This is a genomic window from Microcoleus sp. PH2017_35_SFW_U_B (assembly GCF_020737865.1).
Lineage (GTDB): Bacteria > Cyanobacteriota > Cyanobacteriia > Cyanobacteriales > Microcoleaceae > Microcoleus.
The window spans coordinates 1-22,058 of record NZ_JAEQDE010000097.1 but is presented as its reverse complement, the minus strand read 5'-3'; the positions used below and the strand labels follow the sequence as shown (position 1 = coordinate 22,058).

23 protein-coding genes are annotated in these 22,058 nt (G+C 45.6%); 9 read left to right on the top strand and 14 right to left on the bottom strand.

Annotated features, from left to right (window positions below; all coding sequences use genetic code 11):
* Positions 1 to 217: 217 nt before the first annotated feature.
* The 5 genes from JGK36_RS25905 to der form a co-directional block, all read right to left on the bottom strand.
* On the bottom strand, positions 218 to 883 hold the full coding sequence (locus JGK36_RS25905; RefSeq protein ID WP_293185591.1) for a YggS family pyridoxal phosphate-dependent enzyme: 666 nt from the start codon (positions 881 to 883) through the stop codon (positions 218 to 220).
* 128 nt (positions 884 to 1,011) lie between these two features.
* A complete protein-coding gene (pipX, locus tag JGK36_RS25900; protein WP_293185590.1) occupies positions 1,012 to 1,281 on the bottom strand; it encodes a transcriptional coactivator PipX in 270 nt (89 codons plus the stop codon).
* Positions 1,282 to 1,323: 42 nt separating this feature from the next.
* A complete protein-coding gene (gene acpS / locus JGK36_RS25895) occupies positions 1,324 to 1,761 on the bottom strand; it encodes a holo-ACP synthase (RefSeq protein WP_293185589.1) in 438 nt (145 codons plus the stop codon).
* Between the two features lie 124 nt (positions 1,762 to 1,885).
* Positions 1,886 to 2,881, bottom strand: coding sequence for an energy-coupling factor transporter transmembrane protein EcfT (locus JGK36_RS25890; protein ID WP_293193219.1), 996 nt, complete (start codon positions 2,879 to 2,881; stop codon positions 1,886 to 1,888).
* 157 nt (positions 2,882 to 3,038) lie between these two features.
* Positions 3,039 to 4,400, bottom strand: a complete 1,362-nt coding sequence (gene der, locus JGK36_RS25885) for a ribosome biogenesis GTPase Der (RefSeq protein ID WP_293185585.1) — start codon at positions 4,398 to 4,400, stop codon at positions 3,039 to 3,041.
* A gap of 72 nt (positions 4,401 to 4,472) precedes the next feature.
* Between der and JGK36_RS25880 the strand changes: the two genes are divergently transcribed.
* Positions 4,473 to 5,681 carry a NupC/NupG family nucleoside CNT transporter gene (locus tag JGK36_RS25880; protein WP_293193218.1) on the top strand — a complete coding sequence of 403 codons (1,209 nt, stop codon included), beginning with the start codon at positions 4,473 to 4,475 and terminating at the stop codon, positions 5,679 to 5,681.
* Between the two features lie 238 nt (positions 5,682 to 5,919).
* The gene (locus JGK36_RS25875; RefSeq protein ID WP_293193217.1) at positions 5,920 to 6,462 is read left to right on the top strand and encodes an acireductone dioxygenase; all 543 of its coding nucleotides are present in this window, start codon (positions 5,920 to 5,922) and stop codon (positions 6,460 to 6,462) included.
* A 171-nt stretch (positions 6,463 to 6,633) separates the two neighbouring features.
* On the opposite strand, the gene JGK36_RS25870 is transcribed toward JGK36_RS25875, so the two are convergent.
* The 4 genes from JGK36_RS25870 to JGK36_RS25855 all read right to left on the bottom strand — a co-directional run bounded on the left by JGK36_RS25870 (position 6,634) and on the right by JGK36_RS25855 (position 9,621).
* Complete coding sequence (locus tag JGK36_RS25870; protein ID WP_293185581.1) at positions 6,634 to 7,431, bottom strand: hypothetical protein; 798 nt, start codon at positions 7,429 to 7,431, stop codon at positions 6,634 to 6,636.
* Between the two features lie 108 nt (positions 7,432 to 7,539).
* Positions 7,540 to 8,010, bottom strand: a complete 471-nt coding sequence (locus JGK36_RS25865; protein WP_293193216.1) for a hypothetical protein — start codon at positions 8,008 to 8,010, stop codon at positions 7,540 to 7,542.
* 308 nt (positions 8,011 to 8,318) lie between these two features.
* Positions 8,319 to 8,900, bottom strand: coding sequence for a cupin domain-containing protein (locus tag JGK36_RS25860; RefSeq protein ID WP_293185577.1), 582 nt, complete (start codon positions 8,898 to 8,900; stop codon positions 8,319 to 8,321).
* A 154-nt stretch (positions 8,901 to 9,054) separates the two neighbouring features.
* Entirely contained in the window at positions 9,055 to 9,621 is a 567-nt protein-coding gene (locus JGK36_RS25855) for a sigma-70 family RNA polymerase sigma factor (RefSeq protein ID WP_293185575.1), read from the bottom strand.
* A 384-nt stretch (positions 9,622 to 10,005) separates the two neighbouring features.
* On the opposite strand from JGK36_RS25855, the gene JGK36_RS25850 reads away from it, so the two are divergent.
* The 3 genes from JGK36_RS25850 to JGK36_RS25840 all read left to right on the top strand — a co-directional run bounded on the left by JGK36_RS25850 (position 10,006) and on the right by JGK36_RS25840 (position 14,347).
* Positions 10,006 to 11,220 carry a DUF4331 domain-containing protein gene (locus JGK36_RS25850; protein ID WP_293185573.1) on the top strand — a complete coding sequence of 405 codons (1,215 nt, stop codon included), beginning with the start codon at positions 10,006 to 10,008 and terminating at the stop codon, positions 11,218 to 11,220.
* 192 nt (positions 11,221 to 11,412) lie between these two features.
* A complete protein-coding gene (locus JGK36_RS25845; protein WP_293198457.1) occupies positions 11,413 to 12,813 on the top strand; it encodes a hypothetical protein in 1,401 nt (466 codons plus the stop codon).
* Positions 12,803 to 14,347 carry a sulfite exporter TauE/SafE family protein gene (locus JGK36_RS25840; protein WP_293185570.1) on the top strand — a complete coding sequence of 515 codons (1,545 nt, stop codon included), beginning with the start codon at positions 12,803 to 12,805 and terminating at the stop codon, positions 14,345 to 14,347. The genes JGK36_RS25845 and JGK36_RS25840 overlap by 11 nt, the downstream gene beginning before the upstream one ends.
* A 384-nt stretch (positions 14,348 to 14,731) precedes the next feature.
* On the opposite strand, the gene JGK36_RS25835 is transcribed toward JGK36_RS25840, so the two are convergent.
* On the bottom strand, positions 14,732 to 15,169 hold the full coding sequence (locus JGK36_RS25835) for a hypothetical protein (protein ID WP_293185569.1): 438 nt from the start codon (positions 15,167 to 15,169) through the stop codon (positions 14,732 to 14,734).
* A 633-nt stretch (positions 15,170 to 15,802) separates the two neighbouring features.
* Positions 15,803 to 15,985: a hypothetical protein gene (locus JGK36_RS25830; RefSeq protein WP_293185567.1), complete on the bottom strand. Its 183-nt coding sequence runs from the start codon at positions 15,983 to 15,985 to the stop codon at positions 15,803 to 15,805.
* Positions 15,986 to 16,384: 399 nt separating this feature from the next.
* On the opposite strand from JGK36_RS25830, the gene JGK36_RS25825 reads away from it, so the two are divergent.
* Positions 16,385 to 17,947, top strand: coding sequence for a Ycf66 family protein (locus JGK36_RS25825; protein ID WP_293198460.1), 1,563 nt, complete (start codon positions 16,385 to 16,387; stop codon positions 17,945 to 17,947).
* 191 nt (positions 17,948 to 18,138) lie between these two features.
* Here JGK36_RS25825 and JGK36_RS25820 read toward each other — a convergent pair whose 3' ends face one another.
* Positions 18,139 to 18,369: a hypothetical protein gene (locus tag JGK36_RS25820; RefSeq protein ID WP_293185564.1), complete on the bottom strand. Its 231-nt coding sequence runs from the start codon at positions 18,367 to 18,369 to the stop codon at positions 18,139 to 18,141.
* Here JGK36_RS25820 and cobQ point away from each other — a divergent pair.
* The 3 genes from cobQ to JGK36_RS25805 all read left to right on the top strand — a co-directional run bounded on the left by cobQ (position 18,334) and on the right by JGK36_RS25805 (position 20,626).
* Positions 18,334 to 19,800, top strand: coding sequence for a cobyric acid synthase CobQ (gene cobQ / locus JGK36_RS25815; protein ID WP_293185562.1), 1,467 nt, complete (start codon positions 18,334 to 18,336; stop codon positions 19,798 to 19,800). The genes JGK36_RS25820 and cobQ overlap by 36 nt on opposite strands.
* Before the next feature lie 285 nt (positions 19,801 to 20,085).
* On the top strand, positions 20,086 to 20,322 hold the full coding sequence (locus tag JGK36_RS25810; RefSeq protein WP_293185560.1) for a 2Fe-2S iron-sulfur cluster binding domain-containing protein: 237 nt from the start codon (positions 20,086 to 20,088) through the stop codon (positions 20,320 to 20,322).
* A 28-nt stretch (positions 20,323 to 20,350) separates the two neighbouring features.
* Complete coding sequence (locus JGK36_RS25805) at positions 20,351 to 20,626, top strand: hypothetical protein (protein ID WP_293185558.1); 276 nt, start codon at positions 20,351 to 20,353, stop codon at positions 20,624 to 20,626.
* Positions 20,627 to 20,632: 6 nt separating this feature from the next.
* On the opposite strand, the gene JGK36_RS25800 is transcribed toward JGK36_RS25805, so the two are convergent.
* Positions 20,633 to 21,610 carry a hypothetical protein gene (locus JGK36_RS25800; RefSeq protein ID WP_293185557.1) on the bottom strand — a complete coding sequence of 326 codons (978 nt, stop codon included), beginning with the start codon at positions 21,608 to 21,610 and terminating at the stop codon, positions 20,633 to 20,635.
* Between the two features lie 3 nt (positions 21,611 to 21,613).
* Positions 21,614 to 22,058 (bottom strand): IS200/IS605 family accessory protein TnpB-related protein (locus JGK36_RS25795; RefSeq protein ID WP_293198463.1); only part of this gene is annotated, 445 nt, incomplete at its 5' end.

Sequence of the window (22,058 nt, the reverse complement as noted above, 5' to 3'; positions counted from 1 at the left end):
TTCTCAAAAAGGTGAGGTATGACTGACAGGTTATATAACCACTGAAACCAAGAGGGCCCAAGCCCAACAACGTACCTCATCTTTCTGAGAACCGCTATATATCAATTCTAGACTTATCTTTTCCAGTAAGCTTTGATTAAGTTTAGGTAACTATTTCGCCCTGTAAGTTAACCTCTATATTTAACCTAAGTTGTGCTTATCAGAAGATTTGAACAATTTATCCCCTCCTAGAGCCAAATAAGGTTTGTCCTAGCCGTACCATAGTAGCACCTGCTTGAATTGCCAAATGATAATCTCCCGACATCCCCATGGAGAGCTGCTGCATTTGAATGTTTGGCAAATTTTGCTGCTGGATTTTGTCAGCAAGTTCGCGGGTGCTGTTAAACAATTCTAGGATTTGCGAGTCATCTAATCCCACCGGAGGTATTGTCATCAAACCTTGAATTTTGATATGCTGACATTTATTGAGTTCACAGAGGTCGGCAAGAAGTTCGGGGACGCTCCACCCGTATTTGTCGGGATCTGGCAATATTTTCACTTGCAGGCAGACTTGCGGGGAGCAGGACATTTCGCCAGCTATGCGCGAAAGCCTCTGAGCCAGTTTTAAGTTGTCGATAGAGTGAATCCACTGGAAATGCTCTAGGGCCTTTGCTGCTTTGTTGGCTTGCAAGTGGCCGATCAAGTGCCAGTTGATATCCGGCAAATCTTGCAGTTGGCTTTGTTTTTCGGCAGTCTCTTGAACCTTGCTCTCGCCAAAATCTCGGATGCCCGCGTCGTAGGCTTGGCGGATAGCATCAGTCGGTACCTGTTTGGTAACGGCAATTAACCGCACTGATTCTGGCAAGTGTTGGCGAATGCTGTTAATTCGAGAGGCAATGGTCATGGGTACTCAACGCTCTTGACAGTAGGGCAGGACAATTAAGACAGATATCAATTACCAAGTTACCAATTACCAATTACCGATTACCGATTACCGATTACCAATTACCGATTGCCAATTACCGATTTTGGCTATTGAAAGGTGCGCTGGTGAATGACCTGCAATTGGTCGTACTCCTGATATTGACCGCTGCGACGGAGGGTTCGCAGGCGAATTTCGACCATGAGGCGAGCGTCGGAGCGACTGATAGGATCGAATCTGAGGCCGCCAGGGCCGTTGGTTACTAAGAAAAATAGGCGCTGGGCGTATAGGGTGGTAAATAATTCTTGGCTGTCTTCAACCTGGGATACCCTGAAGAGGAGGCCAAAGTTTGGATGATTCAGGTAGGTTTCGGTAGTCATTCACTCTCACAATCGATCGATATTAGATTAAAGATTTAGATTTTAGATTTGAGTTTCGCTCGATCGCGGGGTGCAAAGGGCGATCGCGGTAGCCATGCTATAGTCTCCATCGTGACTGAGGCTCAACTGCCACTGACAATTTCCCCAAACAGAGGCTTGTGCTGCGGCGGTTCCGTGCAGTTGCACGTTAGGAGCACCGTTTTCGGAGCGCTGAATTTCGACATCAGCATACCGTATTCCCCGCCATCCCGTGCCTAGAGCTTTGACAACAGCTTCCTTTGCTGCCCATCGCCCCGCTAGTTGGTTGCAGGAAACTCGGTTCATTTTACCTTTAATGCTGCTGTCTTGAGAATTTAGTTGTCCGCAGTCTCTTTGTTCGGCCGGGGTGTAAACTTTTTCCAGGAAGCGATCGCCAAACCGGTCTAATACAGCTTGAATGCGCGGAACATATACTATATCTGTCCCAAGATAGATGTTCAAGGTCTTGGATCTCTAAATATTTGCATCCATTACTTTAGCAGCACTGTGGAATCATTGATTCCCAATTCCCAATTCCCAATTCCCAATTCCCAATTCCCAATTCCCAATTCCCAATTCCCAATTCTCAACTGTCCCAACCCCAAGCCAAGCGGGCACTCCAGAGGGCGAGCAAGCAGCCGAGGGCGATCCAGTCTCGGATTTTGAAGTGCAACTGATGCCATTCTACGCGGTGTCGATCGGGACTGGTGAAGCCGCGAACTTTCATCGCGCTAGCTATTTGTTCGGCTCGCAACAGCAAGTTTTCTAACAGCCTCTCGGCGATCGTCAACCAAACTTGAGAGGCACGGCGAAATCCGAGTTTTTTCCAGTTTATCGCTCTAGTGCTGACCGATCGCACTAAATTTTGTATTTCTTCCAATACTAGGGGAATAAACCGCAAAGATAACGTTAATGTTAGGGCAATTTCGGTGACAGGCCAGCGCAAGCGGCGCAGCGGCTGCATTAAGTTTTCGATGGCGGCGGTGATTTCTTCGCTGGCTGTGGTGAGGAGATAGAGGTTGGTGCTGTAAATTACTGTGAAAAATAGGGTGCTGACGTTGATAGCTAAATCTAAGGATTTGCGGGTGATTTTAACGGGGCCTTGTTTGAATAAAACGTAACTGTAGTTTGTGGGTTGGGGGAGTTTATTTTGGGTTTGAACTTGAGGATTTTGGGTTGGAGAGTTTGAGCCTAAGTTAAAAGGTTTGTACCAGGGTTTGGGATTCTGAGCGGGTGGAAGGGTTGCGGGTTGTTGGGAAAAGGTTAATTCGTCGGCGGGGATGCGGGGCTGATGTTCTGAGGGAAGTGCGTCGGGGGCGATCGCGCTGAGGCAAAATACTAAAAGGCAGAATAGCAGCAGCAGTCCCATTTGCTGTTTCCAGACACGGAAGGGAATGGCTGCGCTTAGTGTCAGTACGATTAACATTACTACTAGCATCAACCGCCAAACTGGATTGGCGAGTATGGGCGCAATTAGAAATGTCATCAACCAGGCTAGTTTGACGCGGGAGTCTAGCCGGTGCAGCCAAGTTACGGGTTGTTCTAGATAAAGTCCAATAGGAAGCGATCGCAGTAAATCCATGTTGTAGATTTTAGATTTTAGATTTTTAAGAATATCAATTTATTGAACCGCGAAGACGCTAAGGACGCGAAGGAAGAGAACGAAGGAAGAGAAAAGAAAAAAACGCAATTTGCTTATATCATTAAACTGCGTTTTTTCTTTAATCTCAAGTCTGGAATTACTTCACGCGCAGTGCTCTGTTTGTGGTGCTGACTTCGCTGGCGCGAACTTTTTTGCCTCTCCACAGCAGCCGCATTGGTGTACCTGTAAAGCCGAGGTGTTTGCGGAATTGGCTTTCCATGTAGCGGCGGTAGTTTTCGGTGAATCGTTTGGGATCGTTGACGAATAGCGCGATTGTCGGTGGTTGCGATCGCACTTGAGTACCGTAATAGATTTTGCCTTGTTTTCCTTGGCGGGTAACTGGTGCTGAGTGCCAGGTTGTGGCTTCTTCTATGACTTCGTTGATGACGGCGGTAGCAACGCGACGCTTGTGTTCGTCGGAGGCTTTGTCTACTAATTCAATCACTTTTTCAACTCGCTGTCCGCTCATGGCGCTGACAAAGATCATTTCTGCCCAGTCGAGGAAATACAGTTTAGTTCTTGCTGTTTTTTCGTACTCGTAGATGGTGTCGTTGTCCTTTTCTATGGCATCCCATTTGTTGATGACGATGATGCAGGCTCGACCTTCTTGGCTGATGCGATCGGCTAATTTTTGATCTTGGTCGGTAACGCCGTCAATTGCATCTATTACTAGCAGTATGACATCTGCCCGGCGGATGGCTTTGAAAGCGCGGTTGATTCCGAAAAATTCGGCGCCGTATTCGACGTTTTTCTTTTTACGAATTCCGGCTGTGTCGATCAGGCGGTAGGTTTGACCGTTGCGTTCTACTATGGTGTCAATTGCGTCGCGGGTTGTGCCAGAAATTGGGCTGACGATGGCGCGGTTTTCTCCGAGAAATGCGTTTAGCAAACTCGATTTGCCGACGTTGGGACGACCGATAATTGCTACTTTGATTTCATCTACTTCTGGCTCTACTTCTGTGGGAAGGTAAGTCATTAATTGGTCTAGCAATTCACCGGTACCGTTACCGTGAATCCCGGAAATGGGGTAAGGTTCTCCCAGTCCCAATGTCCAAAAGTCTGCTGCTTGGGTGAGTCCGGTATTTTCCGATTCGCACTTGTTGACGGCGAGAATGACGGGGACTTTTTGCACTCGCAGCCAAGAGGCGATGGATTCGTCGCCGCCGGTGAGTCCGGTTTTTCCGTCTACTACAAAAATGGCCGCACTGGCTTCTGCAAGCGCCGCCATTGCTTGTTCGCGGATTAATGGCAGAAATTCGGTCTCGTCATCGAATACTAGCCCGCCGGTGTCTACGACTTGATATTCGCGATCGCCCCAGTATGCTGGTCTGTACGTGCGATCGCGCGTAATTCCCGGTTCGTCGTGGACGATCGCGTCTTGGCTGTTGGCTAAACGGTTGACGATCGTCGATTTGCCTACATTGGGGCGTCCAATAATAGCAACTATAGGTAGAGGCATAAAAGTAGCAGCAATTTAGGCTGCGCCGTAATTTTGAGCTTTAATCTTTAAGTATAAGGGAATGTGACTGAAATGGAAAGACTTATTTCTGTGTTGGGGTTAGGGGTTTTTGTCGGTTTGTGCTACGCCTTTTCAGTCGATCGACGGGCTGTTAAGTGGCCGCCCGTACTGTGGGGAATTGCTTTGCAGCTAATTTTTGCAATTTTGATTCTCAAAACTGCTCCGGGTTTGGCGGCATTTAAATTTTTGGGAGATTTAGTCACTCAATTTCTGAATTTTTCTGATGCTGGGGCAAAGTTTGTATTTGGTGATAAATTTACCGACCACTATATCGCTTTTAAAGTCCTGCCCACTATTATCTTTTTCTCTTCGTTTATCACCCTACTTTATCACTACGGGATTTTGCAGCGGGTGGTGCAGGCAGTTGCTTGGTGCATGATTAAAACCATGAAAACTTCCGGTGCAGAAACTCTTTCCTGTGCTGCCAATATTTTTGTCGGACAAACAGAAGCGCCACTATTAATTAAACCCTATGTAGCGACGATGACTCTCTCGGAACTGCACGCTGTGATGACGGGGGGTTTTGCGACAATTGCTGGCGGAGTCATGGCGGCTTATATTTCTTTTGGTGTGTCTCCTCAACATTTAATTGCTGCGTCGGTGATGTCGGCACCGGCTGCTTTGGCTATTTCTAAATTGCTGTACCCAGAAACTGAAAAGTCCCTGACTGCTGGCGAGGTAGAAATTAAGGTGGAACAGGTTTATGCTAATGCCGTGGATGCGGCGGCTTCTGGTGCTAGCGACGGTTTGAAGTTAGCCGCAAATGTGGCGGCAATGCTGATAGCTTTTTTGGGTTTGTTAGCATTTTTTAATGCACTTTTGGGTTGGTTTGGCGGGCTGATTAGTTTGCCTCAGTTGTCGCTGGAATGGATTTTTTCTTATTTGATGGCTCCCGTGGCTTGGCTGATGGGCGTGCCTTGGGCGGATTGTGGAAAAATAGGAGTTATTTTGGGGAAGAAGACGATTTTAAATGAGTTTATTGCTTATTTGGATTTGATGGAATTGGTGAAGCAACAGGCGATTTCGGAACGATCGGTAATTATTGCGACTTATGCTTTGTGCGGCTTTTCTAATATTGGTTCCATCGGGATTCAAATTGGGGGGATTGGTGGGATGGCGCCATCGCGCAAGGGTGATTTGGCTCGGTTGGGCGTGAGGGCGATGATTGCTGGTTCTGTGGCTTGTTTCATGACTGCTTGTATTGCGGGAATGCTCGTTTAAAAGTTTTGAGTTTTGTAAGGTGCGCCACAAGCACCCAACTCTCTACTCTCAAGGTTATTAAATAAAAGTTAAAATTTGACAATTAAAGTATGGTAAATGTTTAATAAAATATAACGAAAAACATCTAACTTTAGCGATCGGCTATTATGGAAAACAAGCAGGAATTTAGTCTGTAACAACAGTATATAGAAACTGGCAACTAAATTCTCTTCTAAGCGAAATTAATAGGTGATGTAATATGGCTGTTCTGCAACTAGAAAACGGTAGGACATATACCGATATCGAGGCGATCGCCAGCCAACTGGCTGTTTTAAATATTGAGCTCGATCGCCTGCCAAATCAGCAAAATCCTGCGGTTAAAAAAATTCTACTGCAAGACATTCTCAATGTCACAGAAAAACAGCACATTCTCGCAGCATTTAAAACCGAGTTTGAATACTTCAAGCGCGCCAGCGGCTGTCAGTGGTGCGACTTAAAAGTGCTGCATCCGGGTTCGCCACAGATTTACCCGCTGATGACTCAAAGCGATCGCACTCACACTCACGCAGATGCCGAAGTTCTGCACGTTTTAGCTGGGGAATGTGTTTTTGGGTTTGTCTATCCTAACGGCTCTCAGGTACAATTAATGTTGCAAGCTGAAGAATATATTAAAGTGCCTCCTAATACAGAACATTGGTTTTATCTTACTCCGTTGCTGTACTTGAAAGCTGTGCAGTATTACACCACTGCTCAAGGGTGGGTTCCTCAGTATACTAATAGGAAGTTGAAAATTACCAACTAGATCGAACCTTTGTATGTTGTTGCGCTTCAGCGCTTTTTCATAGATATAAGCAAAGAGCGCTGAAGCGCAACTACGTACCTTTGTTGTTGCGCTTCAGCGCTTTTTCATAGATATAAGCAAAGAGCGCTGAAGCGCAACTACGTACCTTTGTTGTTGCGCTTCAGCGCTCTTTCATAGAGAAATTTCAATTTCTTCACACCGCTGCAAAAGTGCTTCTATTTCCTGGGCGAGAAGAATTACTTCCGGCCACGAAGAACCGTTGATTAAGTCTTGGGCGTGTGCTAATTTGTTTCTCAATGCTTCTGCTGACTTTAAAAAACGCTCCCCGTAACGTTTGGATTTGAGCCCCAGCCGATCGACTATTTCGGCATTCGTCAGGATTAAATCTCGCTTGTCGCAGAATTGCAGGTAATCGATCAAGTCTATGGCCTCATTTCGCGATCGCCCCAATTCCCACAGGTGTTTTGCTGCTACAATGCGATCGCCCTTCAGCAACTTCTGCCACGAATCTTGGGGAAAATAGATCCGCACAATCCGCAATAAATTCATTTCCAGCAGCGTCACCAATCCAAACAGCAGCATCCGTACCGGCGCTTTTTGCAAATCGCCGCAGGTGACAATCCCGTTGATGCGGTTGCTTTCCAAGACAAACAATCTCGGTTTTTCTCGCAACAGCGGTAACAATTCCATCAATGGAGTCGAGGCGGCGATTAACTGTGACGGATGGAAGATTTGCTGGTAGTCGCTACACTTACCTGTCATTAAGTGCGATCGTTCTATATAGCCGCAAACCGTACCGTTTTCCTCGATCCCGAGCACATCAAAATCGCGCGCCTCCATCCACGATCGCAATTTAGCAGCATCTTCGCCCGCCGGCACAGATTTTAGCGGTTCCGCCAGGTATTTAACGGTGATACTGTCTTTGAATAAATCCCGCAAATCAGCGGAACTTGATTTTAAATGTTTCATCTCATGCGGGGTAATTTCCTGAGTCGTGGCGCGACAAGAGGAATATTAATCATATTTTAACTGCAAATAGAGACGCGGGATTGCCGCGTCTCTAAATATTTTACAATCTTACTTGCTGGCTAATTCTGGACAATAATGATTGCCTGCAAGAGTTGTGATAATATCGGCATCGGCAAGAAAACTTTCTTTAGCCGTGGGATTTTCGATACTACCAGCTTGTCCGATCGCCCTTAATTTAACTTCCGGCAGAGAAAGTCCCGCTTTCGCTTGGACACAGATCCTTTTAGCGGCAGCAATTTTTTGACTGGGGCTACTTTGAATTCCTTGCAGTAAAGCGTTTGTGGCGTCTGGAGAATAGCTTTTTGCTAAGCGTTTGTAGTCTTCGATAAATTTCCCGTCGTCTCCTGTTAGCTTTATTCCCGATTCTTGGGGCGCGCACAACTGGTTTAAGTTAATTACTTCTCCCGCTGAGTTTACCAGAAAACAGCCTTCGCGTTCTTGGGCGATCGCACTTTTGACCGCGACAAATTGTACAATAACGGCGGATATCACAGCAGTTAAACGCCAGTAATTTAGCATGGCATTATCCTTTGATAGTTGACAGTTGACAGTTTGTAGGGGCGGTGCCAAGAGTGCCCGCCCTCTTAGTTGACAGTGACCTCTACCAGGAAGTCCGAGGATTGGACTAATTAATCGTCTTCTTTTAATTTGTCCTGGAGTTCCGGCTTTATATCGTTTCCGGTTGTATCGGAATTATTTAACCGCAGAGATCGCAGAGAGCACAGAGAGATAAGATAGAGATGAATGCAGGATGATCAAATCGGATTTGATATTAATCCAATTTTTCCTATTAAGATGCCCGTCCCAGAATAGATTTAGGTATGGATTCAAACGAGCCTTTCGTTATTTGTAGAAGATTTGATTAACAGCAAACATCCCCCTTCTGTAACTGGTGAATGAATGGAACCGGGAACCGATCGAATATAATCGCCTTGATAGCAAACTTCCCCTTCTACAGTTAAGTCTCCTTCTAATACAAATACTTCCTCCGAATCCGCGTGTCGGTGCAGGGGAAAAGTTACTCCCGGTTCCAGCCTCATCAAACAAGTAATTTCGCGCTTTTTTTTGTCAAGATAAAGCTTGCCGATCGAGATTCCCGGAACTGAGTAAGGTCTCCATTTGACATTCTGCGATCGCACAATTAAAGATGGCGGATTGTTCTCGGCTGGTGGCGTAACCATTGGCAATTCCGCTAGGCGCTGGAACAAACGGTTTTTGAGATCGGGCGCGACAGGAACGGCAGGGGCTGTATAGGCGATCGCAGAAATTGCTGTTTCAAAGGCCGCTAATTCACTTTGAAGTTCTGGGGATGCTTGCAATTTCTCGGCAAGTGCGCTGCGTTCTGACTCATCCATGGTATCGAGAGCTTGAAGCGCTGCAAGCATATTAAACTCCTCGTCTGGCATCATTTCCATCTGTTCTCCGGCATTATCAATTTTAGATTTTAGATTTTAGATTTTAGATTTTAGATTTGTTTTTGCCATTGCACTAAAGATGGAAGATTGGAGATGCCATAGGTTTAGATTGATATTAAACAATTTAAATTTTGTTTTTTTTGACAATCTAAAACTCTTCGCTCAAAGTTTGGCGCAACTTAGAAATTCCCAACCGAATTCTAGTTTTAACAGTACCTGTCGGGATACCGAGTTTAGAGGCGATTGCCACACAAGTCAATCCTTCGTAATAGGCTAGTTCGATCGCAATTCGCTGTTCTGCTGGCAGTTTTTCTAGGGCTGCTTTGACTTGGGCGCTGCGTTCTTCGATCATTGCATCTTCCATCGGTTCTGCAATACGCGAAGACGGAATTTTAGCATCTTCCAGACAAGCGTCTGCCGCGCGGACTGTTCGCTGCAACACTCGGAGGCGATCGAGGGAACGACTGCGGGTAAGCATAAACAACCAAGTATCCGCACGAGAGCGACTAGGATCGTAAGTTGCTGCTTTTTGCCAAATTTGGGAAAAAACATCGAGCACAACTTCCTCAGCTTCTTCTACCGAACCCAGAATTTTGTAAGCGAGACCGAAACTTGCACGACCGTAGCGATCGTACAGTTTAGCTAATGCTACTTGGTCTTTCTGGGCAATCTGCACTAACAGCAGCGATTCATCGCTTGACTTTTCCCCTGTCATCTCAGTGTACCTGAAAAATTTTGTTTTGAGTGCACAGATCCAAAATTAAATATTCGGCGTATATCACTATAGAACATAATTGTAAGTCAATTGGGGATGCAATCATAAGTATGCATTTGCGGGTTAATTCTGTGATGCTTTGAATTGTAATCTATCCGATTTATATTGCAGTTTATCACTTCTGCATAGTTTTTCATACCTAATCTTGCAGCAGAGATCCAAAATAGCCAAAACTTCGTATACCAATTACGAGAAGGCTCAGCAACCTCCCAAAAGCCCGACAGGTTAACAAGTTGAACCTGTGGCGACCAAAGTAAAACCCGCGAAGGTGGGTTATTTGCCATTAATTTTTGTAAAAATCTCAGTAAAAGATAGGTGCTAACTGTGAAACTCACCAAGAAAATTCGCCGAATCATATTAGCGATTGAAGCAGCTTTAATTGTTGTATTAACTCCCGGGATAATTGCCGCTTCCGACCATGACGACGGCGAAGTCGATATCAAAGGTCGCGCTGTCAATTTAACTGACTTATACGTCTATCGCGAAAAAGATCAAAACTCCGGCGCTGCGGACGGGGATTTAGTATTTACAATGAATTCAAATCCTCGGTCTGTAGCCCGCTATCAATATTATTTCAGCACCACAGCCCTTTACCAATTTCACATCACGCAGGTAGGTGATGTAAATTCTACACCGACCGGACGCGCCGATATTATCTTGCGGTTTGCCTTCAGTCCGCCTAACAATCAAGGTATGCAAGCGGTAGCGATCACTGTTGTGCGCGGAGGCTCCCAGACCACTACTAAGACAACTGTTAATGGCGGTTTAATTGCCACAACTCCGCTGAATTCTAATGCTGTTTTGAATAAAGTACCTGTGGGCGGTTCTAACTTAACTGTATTTGCAGGTTTGCGGGAAGATCCGTTTTTCTTTGATGTGGAACAATTTTTTAGAGTCCGGGCTGGGGCTTTGGGAACGGGGCCGAAAGTCGGTTTCAAGGAACCGGGTAAAGCGCTGGATTTTGCTAAGGGTTACAACGTTAATACCATTACGGTGCGCGTTCCAAAAGCATTTCTGCAAGCAGGAACAGGCGCGAATACTTTTGATGTTTGGTCAACTATTTCTGTGAGGGATGGAGTTGGTGGTTTCAAACAATTCGAGCGTTTGGCGAGACCTGCAATTAATGAGGGTTTGGTACTTACTCCCCAGTTGATGGAGGCATTTAATACTATTTCTCCGAGATTGGATTTGAGTGCTGCTGCTGCTCCGGTGCGCCAGGAAGCTGTTGCTACTCTCAATGCTGTGGATCTTTTGGACGGTAAGGATAATGTTGATGCAAATGCGATCGCCAAAGCTTTCTTACCGGATGTCCTGCGGATCGATACCACAAGGCCAAGCGGCTACGGTAGCGCGGCAAATTCTCAAGGAAGTTTGATCGGAGGTCGTTTGCTTTTGGACGATGTTGTTGATATCACTTTGGGAGCTTTGGTGGGTTCTCCGGTTGGCGATAACGTTTCTTATAACGGAACTCCTGGAAATCCGGCTCAGGGACACAAACCGTTAGAACCGAATTTTCCTTATTTGGCTTTGCCGAATTAGTTAATAGTCATAGGTATGTAGTTGCGCTTCAGCGCTCTTTCCTAATATTTATCAAGAGCGCTGAAGCGCAACTACGTACCTTGGCTCAAGCGCGAGCCGATATTTGGACGCAAGTCGCACAATTCGTCAGGTGCGTCATCAAATAAAATCGTAGTTTTTCGTGCTATATCCAAAAATGACGCACCCTACAATATGACAGCGAATAAATCACAAAAACCTAAATCTGAGCTTTTCTGGTGGTTGCTTCTCATCGGACTGCCGATAGTGGGCATTGTCGCAGTTAATTTGCTACCTAATCTGCGTGATGTCTCAGAAAAACTTGCTAACAAAAGTCCGGCAAATCTGGATGCTAATTACGGCTATAATTTCTCAGCAACTTTGAGGAATAATCCGAATCAAAAGGAAGCTATTCAGCAGGAAATTACTTTTTACCAGCAGCGATTGGCTGTTGATTCAAAAAGCGGTTTGAATCGGGCTGCTTTGGCGAGTGCTTATTTGAAAATGGCTCGCGTAACTGGGGAGGGTGGTTGGTTTTTATTGGCCGAACAAGCGGCCGAAAGATCGATCGCCCTTTTGCCTTTTGACAACAAAGGCGCGCTGCTAGTTTTAGCTCGAATTGCCGAGGCCAGACACGATTTTGCTACTGCTTTGCGCTTTGCTAAACAGGTGGGTTTTGACAATGAAGATGCGATCGCCCTTTCGGTTACATCTCACTTAGCCACCGGAAAAATCAGTAATGCAAGTATAGCCGCAGAAGCCTTAGTTAATCGTATTCCTAACTTAGGCTCTCTCACATTAAGAGCATTAGTGAGAGAGTCGCAGGGGCGAGATGCGGAGGTTTTGCAGGATTACCGGCAAGCAATGGCTGCGGAGGAACCGGGAGAGATTGCTGGATCGGCGCGAGTTCGATCGCTCTTGGGTCGATTTTACGCCCGTCGCGGGCAGTTTGTGCAGGCGAAAGCGCTATTTTTGGAAGCGTTGCGGTTGGTTCCGCGATACCCGCTAGCGCTGATTTATTTGGGGGATTTGGAGACGCGCCAGGGAAATTATCGGGAAGCAGAGGCTAATTACAGCAAGGTTTCTGCCTATTCTGGCGGGGCTGCGACGGTGTTCGATCGCCTGGTGGATCGCGGTATGGCGAGGGTGAAGGAGTTGCAGGGAGATGCGAGATCCTCGGCGAAATTGCGCGACAAAGCAGAAGCTGGGCTGCGACAGGAACAGGTTTCTGGCGGTTTCGGGCACCGGCGCGATTTGGCGAGTTTGTTGCTGGAAAAAGGGCGATCGCAGGATGTCGCCGAAGCGCTGTTGTTAATGCAGGAAGAGGTGAAAATCCGCAGGGATGCTGTAACGCTGGATATCTACGCTTGGGCGCTTTCGAGTGCTGGGGAATGGCAAAAAGCCGATCGGGTGATGGCCGACATTGTGCGATCGGGAATTCGGGATGCAGGGATATTTTATCGGGCTGGTGCGATCGCTAAGACTTTAGGAAAAGATGCGGAATCTCGCGCTTATTTTCAACAGGCAAAGGAAATCGATCCGAGTTTTGATAGTCGATCTCGTCAAGCATTGGGTTTGGGAAGTTATGAATTTTGAAATTAGCCACAAACACATAAAATCGGAACCAACCATGCACAAAAACTGGCAAAGAACGCGAAAATATTTAATTCTTTTTTCGCTCACAATCTTACTATTTTGTACAAACTCAACCCAACCAGTTTACTCGCACTGGTCAGACTTATCAGTAGCCGAAATCATCGTAAACGATTTACAAACCGAAATAACATTAACCTTTCCCACAGGCTTAACAAAATTCGCCGACGACAATGGAGACGGACAGTTACAACTGGCAGAAGTTAGAAATCATCAAACAGAACTAGAAAAGTTTTTGGGTCAAAAAATTAGCATCACCAACAGTAGCAAAATTCCCGGATCGGTTACAGTCAAACCCCTAGAAATAGCAGCTAAAACTGCCAGCTTAATCCAGCAGCCCAATACCCATAGCACCTTAATCTTAAACTACACCTGGCCAGAATCTAACGTAACTTCAAAAAACAACAAATTGCGGATTAAATACAATTTGTTTTTGCCCGGAGTTCCGACAGCTAGCTGTCAAGCTACAATTGTCGAAGCTGGTGCTGTCAAAAGCATTGTATTTACGCCACAAAACCGAGAATTTTTGTTAGCTGGAAAAGAATCAATCTGGGAGTCAGGTTGGAGTTTGGTGCTAGCAGTAGTCGGAGCATTTACTTGGGGATGCGTGCACGCGATGTCCCCCGGACATGGGAAAACAATAGTCGGCGCTTATTTAGTGGGTTCGCGGGCTACTCCAGTACACGCTGTATTTTTAGCAGCAACAACCACAATTACTCACACTGCTGGCGTGTTTTCTGTCGGCGCAATTACATTATTTGCTTCTAACTTAATCGAGCCAGAAAAACTCGATCCTTGGCTCAGTTTAATCTCAGGCTTATTAGTAGCAATCATCGGCATCAAATTACTTTCAGAAAGAATCAAAACCAGGTTCGTAGTGAGGACTTTAGTCCGCACCAAGATCGACTTAAATCACCTCATCGAAAAAACCAGGTTCGTAGTGAGGACTTTAGTCCACAAAAACCCAAGGACTAAAGTCCTTACTACGAACCTTGAGGAACCAGTAAATCTTTTGAGTAGGGGAACTTGGGAAAGAGAATTTAAACCTGTCAAACCACCTATATCTCAGCACTACCACCATCATGGAGACGGCCGTCTTCATTCACATTTGCCACCCGGATCGGACGGTTCTCCGATTACTTGGAAAAGCTTGTTAGTGTTGGGCATTTCCGGGGGATTGTTGCCTTGTCCTTCCGCATTGGTGATGCTGTTGAGCGCGTCGGCTTTGGGAAATGTTGGTTTGGGGATGACGCTGGTGGTGGCCTTTAGTTTGGGATTGGCTTTGGTGCTGAGTGCGATCGGCTTAGTCTTAGTTTACGCCAAACAACATTTTAATAAACTACCCAAACAGATTGCAGCAGTCAAATTTATGCCCGCAATTAGCGCGGTGTTGGTAATGTTTTTGGGCTTGGGCATTACCGGAGAGGCTATTCTGAAAATATTGGCTGCGAATCAATGGGTAATTGGCAATGGATAATACAATTTAAGATGCTATGGTGCGTCAGTTTTGATGATTTTGTGAATCGAAAATCTCTGTACTGAGGCATCTAATAAAGTAATATAGCCTTTCTCAAAAAATGAGGTATGATTGACAGCTTATATAACCACTAAACTATCAACTAAGAGGGCTGAAGCCCAACAACGTACCTCATCTTTCTGAGAACCGCTGTACCAGTTTTTCAAAGTAATGCTACAAAATAAGTGTTTTTGTCTGATCATGTTTGTTTGGTGCGTCGCTATGAGATTGTCGATATTTTTTTATGGATTTTTCTCAAGCGACGCACCCTACGGCTGTTTTACCAGGAATTGCTGGTAACGAGTAGATGTATTCAATTGGCGGGAAATCCCCACCTATTCAACATTAGCTCGCGGTATGTTTATTAATAATTTCGGCTAAATCTGGGATGCCGTTTTCGACGTAAGTCTTAGCGGAGGGGCGGAGTTTGCCATAGGCGCCTTTGACAACTGCTCTGGTGCTGTTTTCGGCTTTTTTGTCACTGATTTGGAGCAATTGATCTGCTACTTGAGCTTTTCTTTCAGTCAGATATGCGACTGGGTTGCCATTGTTTACGGCTTCAGCCCACATTGGATCGAGTGCGATCGAGATTTCGGGCAAAAGTTGATCGACGACTTGGGCGCAATAGTCAGCCCGTATCCCCTTAACGGTAGAGTAGGCAGCTTTCAGAGCAAGGCCGCCCAATCCCGGTGCTGCTGCAACTTGTTTGTCTATCAACTTTACACAGTCATCAACAATAGTGTCTCTCTTGTTTTCATTCAAAAGAATATCGCTAAGTCCCATTTTCACTTTCCTTGATTTAACAGTCTATGTGGTTATCAGCTTTGAGCTTCATCTGGCGATTATATATCAATACGCTTCAGATCTGATAGTCCCGGAAGCAAAACTCTGTACAAAACAGATAGTGCAATTGCTTTCTGGTTGTGCGATCGCAAAAAAAATTAACCCAAGCGCGATCGATCGTAGATCTATTTTGATGCTTTACTCGGGATTACAGATTTTTTTGGGTTTGAAGCTTTTTACTGCACAAATTGATGTTGAGATTTGTTGAGTATTTTATGGCAATTAATATCGGAGTTGCTACTCATTATTCATTTAGGGTTTGTAGCAAGCACTTCCGTTATTGTTAACCGGTCTTAATGAGGACTGAAGTTCTTACTACAAAGCGATCAGTTGTGAAGAGTCAATCGATTTTAGATTTTAGATTTTAGATTTTAGATTTACCCCACGGATAAATTCGGGGGAAGAGAGGATTTTCGATTTTCGATTTGGGATTGATTCCACGGATAAATCACGTGGCGGGTACCACCTGTGAAAATCTTGGTCAAATAGAAAAGATAACAGCTTGAAAAAAAACATTAGACAGGCTCTGCCTTGCGATAAATCCCACTTGCACGTATTATCTGGCACGGATCGTTAGGATTCGACGTTTGACTTGAAGCTCGCAGGTACTGTAACCAGGGGCAGTTTCTGGATTTGTGTCGGACGATCGCTCGATCGCCATACAAAATTTACCGGTAATTTCGCGGAAGTGCCGACTCCGGCAAAGATTTGAACTAATAAGGTTAAGCTCGCTGCTAAAAAGAGTTTTTCACACATGGCATTGTCTCCAATACATATGCCCTAAGGCATAACTTCTTTTACACCTACAACATACAAAACATCGTCTACGGCAGGTGCGATCGTACCAACATACTTAAGTGATAGATATCACGATCGAGGAGAGGGGAGAAGGGGAGAGAGGGGGAGAAGGGGAGAGAGGGAGAGAGGGAGAGGGGGTGAGAGGGAATATTTCCTGGGACTTCTTCTTTCTTCCTTTTTGCTTCTTTCCTCTGACTTCTACCGTTAAATCCTTTAAATCCGTTACATCCGGTACAAAATTCTTTGCCGAACTTCCTTCCAAATCGGGAATTGTCCTTGAGAAAGAAGCCGTTGAGTGTCTCACAAAGGTAGAATTAGCGCGTAGAAGTTATTTGACACAGCGGAGGTACCGACAAGATGCTTGCATACATTCTGGCGTTGGCGGTCGGTCTGGGCAGCTTTAGTATTTACATGGCGGCCTTCTTTTTTCCAGAGGTTCACCGGAAAAGTGATTTTACCTGGAGCGGGGTAGGACTTTTTTATGCGTTAATTTTATGGACTTGTGCGGGGCGAATTACGGGTGCTCTCCTGCTTGGTCAAATGGCGGGTGTGGCTCTGCTAGGCTGGTTTGCGTGGGAAACTCTGACTTTGCGCCGGCAGGTGACGCCGATCGCTCAGCAAACGCCGATTCCTCAGGCGGCGAATTTGGCCGGGGCGATGGGCGGGCCTTTATCCGGTTTGTTTGGTAAGAAACCTGAACCCGCAGCCAAAAAACCGAAGTTTGTTCGATCGCCCAAACCGAAAGCTGATGCTGTTCCAGCACCTGCGAATCAGGGCCAGGCTAAGGTAGAAGCACAACCGGCGACTGGGCCAATCGCTGAGATTATTCCCGAAAGTGCGATCGGCCCTGACTTAAAAACTCCCGACAAGAGCGCACCCGCAATTACACAAATACCCGTGTTTTCGGTTGAAAACGCTCTTCCTGAGACTTCACCAGCCCCAGCAGAATTAGCCAGCAACTTCACTCCTTTGCCCCCACCTCTAGAATTTTCAGAAATTGCGGCCACACCAACGGTAGAGCCAGCAGAGGCTCAGCCAGAAGCCAAAAAGCAGACTGAAGATGATGACGATTTTGACGATTTTGACCAGATGTGGAGGGCGAGAGCTAAAGAGTCCCAGTCTGATGCTACTTCGGCAGCCCCAACGGCGACAGCAACCGCAGCCCCAAAGGCAAACCCAACTCCTGCCAAAACAGCTAAAAAATCAGGCGGTTTCGGAAGTCTGTTTGGCAATCTCAAAAATAGTCTCGGCGGTATGTTGGGACGGGGTGCAGCTAAAAACAAGCCTGATGCAAATACTCCGGTGACAACGCCGAAAGTAGCAGAGGAGTCGATCGCACCTGAATCTCCTGAATCTAAGGTAACGACAATTCCTGCATCGGATATCGACCAGATTCTCGAATCAGAATTAGCCGAGGCTGCCGCCGAAGTGGCAGCCGAAACCAGCAACACTGCTGCGGAAACCAGCCAAGCAGTGCCGTTTCCCACCGATGTTGAAGCAATGGCCGAGTTGATAGCAACAGAAACCGCGGCGAATTCTGCCAAAATAGGGGAAAGTTCGATTTTAGACGACGGATCGCCGGCACAAAGCCAAACAGATCCGTTGGCTCAAGAAACACCTGCGGATGCGGTTGGTGAACCCAAAGCAGCAGCAGGCGTAACGGAAGCAGAAACCCTTGCTGTATCTCTAGAAATGACTGTGGTGGAAATCGTTTCAGCACCGCCTGTAGAGATAGAAGTACCGGGAGAAGCAGGGTTGAGCGTTCAGGTAGAAACGGTTTCAGTATCAACAATCTCGATCGAATCCACAGAAGAAAAACCCTCTTCTGACGGATCACAACCCGATTTAGCCGCACCTGCCAAAAGGGCCACTGAATCCAATTCTGAGAATGTATCCGGCGAAGATCGGCCGTCATCTTGAGGCAAAAAGCAAAAGGTAGAAACCAGAATTTTTTTAATTCTGTCTTCTACCTTCTTCCGTCTTCCTTTTAGGACTTAGGTGCGGGTGGCGACAAATGTGGTTTTCCCTCAAAACCAATTCGTTGTCACCCCTAGAGCCAATAAAAAAACCATTTATTTGGTCAAATTTTGTAATCCCATAAATCATGATTTTTACATTCTTCTTTCTGCCTTCTTTCTTCTACATTCTTCCTTCTTCCTTCTTCCTTCTTTATTATATATTCTTCTTCCCTCTTCCCTCTTCCTTCTTCCCTCTTCCCTCTTCCTTCTTTCTTCTTCCTTCTTCCCTCTGCCTTCTTTCTTCTTCCTTCTTCCTTCTTCCTTCTTCCTTCTTCCTTCTTTAATATTATGAAAGCAATTATGGTCGTGGGAACAACATCTCACGCAGGAAAATCTTTACTGGTTGCAGCATTGTGTCGAATCTTTTCTCGGCGAGGCTGGCGGGTAACTCCGTTTAAAGGTCAAAATATGGCACTGAATTCCTATGTCACAGCCGCCGGCGGAGAGATTGGCTACGCTCAAGCAGTGCAAGCTTGGGCTGCGGGCATCGCACCTTGGGTAGAAATGAATCCGATTTTGCTCAAGCCGCAAGGAGATATGACTTCTCAATTGATTGTCAAGGGCCGGGCGATCGCAAATGTGCGAGCATCTCAATATTATGAACAGTATTTTGATATCGGCTGGCAAGCTATTCGGGAATCTTTAGAATTTCTCAAGCAAGAATTTGACATGATTGTGTGCGAAGGAGCAGGAAGTCCAGCAGAAATCAATCTCAAACACCGCGATTTAACTAATATGCGGGTAGCAAAACATCTGAATGCTCGGACTTTGCTAGTAGTTGATATCGATCGCGGTGGCGCATTTGCTCACATCATCGGTACTTTGGAATTGCTCGATCCTGACGAGCGCGCTTTAATTAAAGGATTCATTATTAATAAGTTCCGAGGCCAAAAATCGATCTTAGATCCGGGCTTGACTTGGCTGGAAGAAAGGACTGGAATCCCCGTAGTTGGGGTAATTCCTTGGATAGACGAAGTGTTTCCCTCGGAAGATTCCCTCGATTTACTCGATCGGCGTTCTCCCAATTCTCAAACCGACTTGAATATTTCCGTCATCCGCCTGCCCCGAATTTCCAATTTTACCGACTTTGACCCCCTGGAGTCGGAAACTACCGTCACAGTCAAATATGTCAGCCCCAAAGACCCGTTAGGCCATCCAGACGCCGTGATTTTACCAGGCTCTAAAACTACAATTTCAGATTTGCAGGTGCTGCGCCAAACAGGCATGGCAGAAGCGATTAAAAATTACTTAGTAGCTGGCGGTACAGTCATGGGAGTTTGTGGTGGCTTTCAGATGCTGGGAGAAAGTATCAGCGATAGAGAAGGCCTTGAGGGAGAAAAGGGAGAGTTCAAAGGATTGGGGTTATTGCCTTTGAAAACTGCGATCGCACCAAACAAAATTGCCCGCCAGCGGATCGTAACATCTAACTATCCTCAACCGGGTTTACCCGTTTCCGGTTACGAAATTCATCAAGGCAGAACCCAAATGATCGAGTCAGATTTGACTCAACCGTTATTTGACGATCCTAGTTTAGGCATTGTCAACGCTTCTCAATCAGTTTGGGGCACCTACCTGCACGGCATCTTTGACAACGGAGCTTGGCGGCGGGCTTGGTTAAATTACTTGCGCCAACAGCGGGGACTCCGCGCATTGCCCACAGGTATTCCGAATTACCGAGAACATCGAGAAACTCTGTTAGAAACTCTAGCAGATACAGTGGAAAAGCATTTAGATATCAAGCATATTTTAGGTTAGTTGACAGTTGACAATTGACAGTTGACAGTTGACAGTTGTTTGTTAGAGCGGAGGTTATAATTTGAATGACATTTTTTTTAACCAGAAAGTCGTAGGGTGCGTATCCATAAAAAAGCTTGATAATTCCCATCAAAAGTCGTAGGGTGCGTCGCCATGAAAAAACCTAACTAAGTACCAAAAATCTCACAGCGACGCACCTGTGCTTGATAATTAGTATCAATAAACCTCAAACTTTTTCGGAGCGAAACTTGGTAAAAATGGTATTATATCAAAAGGAAAAATTGCATGACAAAGATTGTTTTTTTGCCAGATAATGTGACAGTGGAAGCTGAAGCGGGAGAGCTTTTGCTAGATGTAGCCAAACGTGCAGGGGTTTCTATTCCTACTGGTTGTATGATGGGTTCTTGTCACGCTTGCGAAGTAGAAATTGATGACGGGGAGGCGATTTGTGCTTGTATTTCCGGCATACCTTCGGGGAAAAAGCAAGTTACAATTAATCTGTATGTCGATCCGACTTGGTAATCGATATATTTTTTAATTGCATCTTTTTATGAGCGATCGACAATTTAAGCCCTGTCCCATCTGTTCCATCCCATCGCCATATTGGGATCGATATCCCCGTCTAGTATGTTCGACTTGCTGTAGCAAAGCCTGTGACAGTCAAGGGCGCAAGGTACAATTTTTTAACGACTTCAATGGCGGTTTTGAGGCGATTGTAGCGGATACTAAAGAAGAGTATCCCAGCCACCTTTGCTATATTGAAGGGGTCAAGTGTTGGGCCGAGGAAGGGAAATTTGGCGGTATTGCGATCGAGGTTTGTGACTAATACACTTTATTTCTTTTGCCATTCTTGCTGTTTTTTTCGAGCAGATTGCAGCCATTTTTGAGATTCTGGATAAACAGTTGTCCCAGGTTTGACAGATTCTAATTGATTGATAATCTGTTGCAATTGTCCGAGGGAGTTACTGGGATTTTGACTGGGAGAATTTACATTATTTTGCAAGTTGGCAAACAAGCTTTTAGCTTCTTGCAAAGCTTTTTCAGAATCTCTTTCTGCTTGGAGTCTAATCTGGGAAATTCCTAAATTTTTCTGGTATTGGGCGAGTTTGGTTTGAGCGTCGAGATAGCCCGGATTATCCACAGGAACCATTTTCAGTCGGTTAATTCCTTCTTCCCACAATCCTGCTATTTGTTCCCACTGGGCGGCTGGATGCGGCGGTTTTTGCGAGGCGACGGCGGCGGAAAGAGCAAATTCTTTGGCTGCTTCAATTAAGTTGTCGGCGTGTACCGAACCTGTGGCGATTCCTCCCATTGCTTGAAAATCTCTTTCTGCTGCTTGGAGTTTTTTCTTAGCAGTTTCTCCGGCGAGGGTTTCGGCGGGAATTTGATTGAGTCGATCGATCGCACTTTGCCAATTTCCAGTCGCTTTTTGCCTGTCGGCGGCAGTTTTCGCTTGCTGGTACTGCTGTTTCGCGGCGTCGAGAGTTTGTTCGACTTGATTTAACTCAGTAAAAGCATTTTTTTGCTGAAAAATTTGAGCATCCATCCGCCCGATATTTTTGCGGGCTGCTTGAAATTCATCGACTGAAAAGCGCCAAGTGCAGCCGGAAAAAGAGCAATAAGTTTTTGGATAGTAGCCGAGGAACCACACCGGCAAAGCATCGAGGTGTTTTTGAGCTTGTTTTACTTTCGTGTCGCCATATTCAAAATCTGCCGCAGCCGTAGCTTTGTTAACAAGTTGATCGGATTGTTCCACGAGGGCGATCGCCTGTCGGTAATTGTAATCCATAGCTGGTAAAAGTATAGTCATCTATTACATGACATAGGAGGCTTCAAGTCCCTCCCCTTTCACTTTTACTTCGAGCGGATTAACCCGCCTCGGCTGAGCTACGCAGCTCCCTATCCCATCGCTGAAGGCATTTGGGATTGCTTTTCTCAAAATATTATAAGCTCCGTTAACATCGGCATTAATTAATCGACCCTCCGATGTTCTATACAATCCTCTCTTAATTCGCTTTCCACTAAATTTGGTATCCTGGGCGCCAAGATTCCCGTAGACAGGAATTGGATCTAAGTTCAAAAAATTCGATTTGGAAGTATAAGATTCTTCTTGCTCTATTACCTTGATTCCCATCAATTCAGCTTTGTATTTCAACATCTCAATTAGTCGAGCATGAGGAATGCTGACAAAGTTTTGATTTGTTTTCTTGCCTAAATTGATCTCATTTTTCCATTGTACGTTTTTGCCAATTACTAGC

Excerpts from the sequence above, each read along its gene's own strand:
- JGK36_RS25835 (WP_293185569.1), bottom strand. The coding sequence starts at position 15,169 with ATGGGACTTAGCGATATTCTTTTGAATGAAAACAAGAGAGACACTATT.
- cobQ (WP_293185562.1), top strand. The coding sequence starts at position 18,334 with ATGAAAGCAATTATGGTCGTGGGAACAACATCTCACGCAGGAAAATCT.
- JGK36_RS25865 (WP_293193216.1), bottom strand. The coding sequence starts at position 8,010 with ATGCTAAATTACTGGCGTTTAACTGCTGTGATATCCGCCGTTATTGTA.
- JGK36_RS25825 (WP_293198460.1), top strand. The coding sequence starts at position 16,385 with ATGCTTGCATACATTCTGGCGTTGGCGGTCGGTCTGGGCAGCTTTAGT.
- JGK36_RS25880 (WP_293193218.1), top strand. The coding sequence starts at position 4,473 with ATGGAAAGACTTATTTCTGTGTTGGGGTTAGGGGTTTTTGTCGGTTTG.
- JGK36_RS25805 (WP_293185558.1), top strand. The coding sequence starts at position 20,351 with ATGAGCGATCGACAATTTAAGCCCTGTCCCATCTGTTCCATCCCATCG.
- JGK36_RS25800 (WP_293185557.1), bottom strand. The coding sequence starts at position 21,610 with ATGACTATACTTTTACCAGCTATGGATTACAATTACCGACAGGCGATC.
- JGK36_RS25875 (WP_293193217.1), top strand. The coding sequence starts at position 5,920 with ATGGCTGTTCTGCAACTAGAAAACGGTAGGACATATACCGATATCGAG.
- pipX (WP_293185590.1), bottom strand. The coding sequence starts at position 1,281 with ATGACTACCGAAACCTACCTGAATCATCCAAACTTTGGCCTCCTCTTC.
- JGK36_RS25810 (WP_293185560.1), top strand. The coding sequence starts at position 20,086 with ATGACAAAGATTGTTTTTTTGCCAGATAATGTGACAGTGGAAGCTGAA.
- JGK36_RS25855 (WP_293185575.1), bottom strand. The coding sequence starts at position 9,621 with ATGACAGGGGAAAAGTCAAGCGATGAATCGCTGCTGTTAGTGCAGATT.
- JGK36_RS25890 (WP_293193219.1), bottom strand. The coding sequence starts at position 2,881 with ATGGATTTACTGCGATCGCTTCCTATTGGACTTTATCTAGAACAACCC.
- der (WP_293185585.1), bottom strand. The coding sequence starts at position 4,400 with ATGCCTCTACCTATAGTTGCTATTATTGGACGCCCCAATGTAGGCAAA.
- JGK36_RS25840 (WP_293185570.1), top strand. The coding sequence starts at position 12,803 with ATGAATTTTGAAATTAGCCACAAACACATAAAATCGGAACCAACCATG.
- JGK36_RS25870 (WP_293185581.1), bottom strand. The coding sequence starts at position 7,431 with ATGAAACATTTAAAATCAAGTTCCGCTGATTTGCGGGATTTATTCAAA.
- JGK36_RS25830 (WP_293185567.1), bottom strand. The coding sequence starts at position 15,985 with ATGTGTGAAAAACTCTTTTTAGCAGCGAGCTTAACCTTATTAGTTCAA.
- JGK36_RS25860 (WP_293185577.1), bottom strand. The coding sequence starts at position 8,900 with ATGATGCCAGACGAGGAGTTTAATATGCTTGCAGCGCTTCAAGCTCTC.
- JGK36_RS25845 (WP_293198457.1), top strand. The coding sequence starts at position 11,413 with ATGACAGCGAATAAATCACAAAAACCTAAATCTGAGCTTTTCTGGTGG.
- JGK36_RS25905 (WP_293185591.1), bottom strand. The coding sequence starts at position 883 with ATGACCATTGCCTCTCGAATTAACAGCATTCGCCAACACTTGCCAGAA.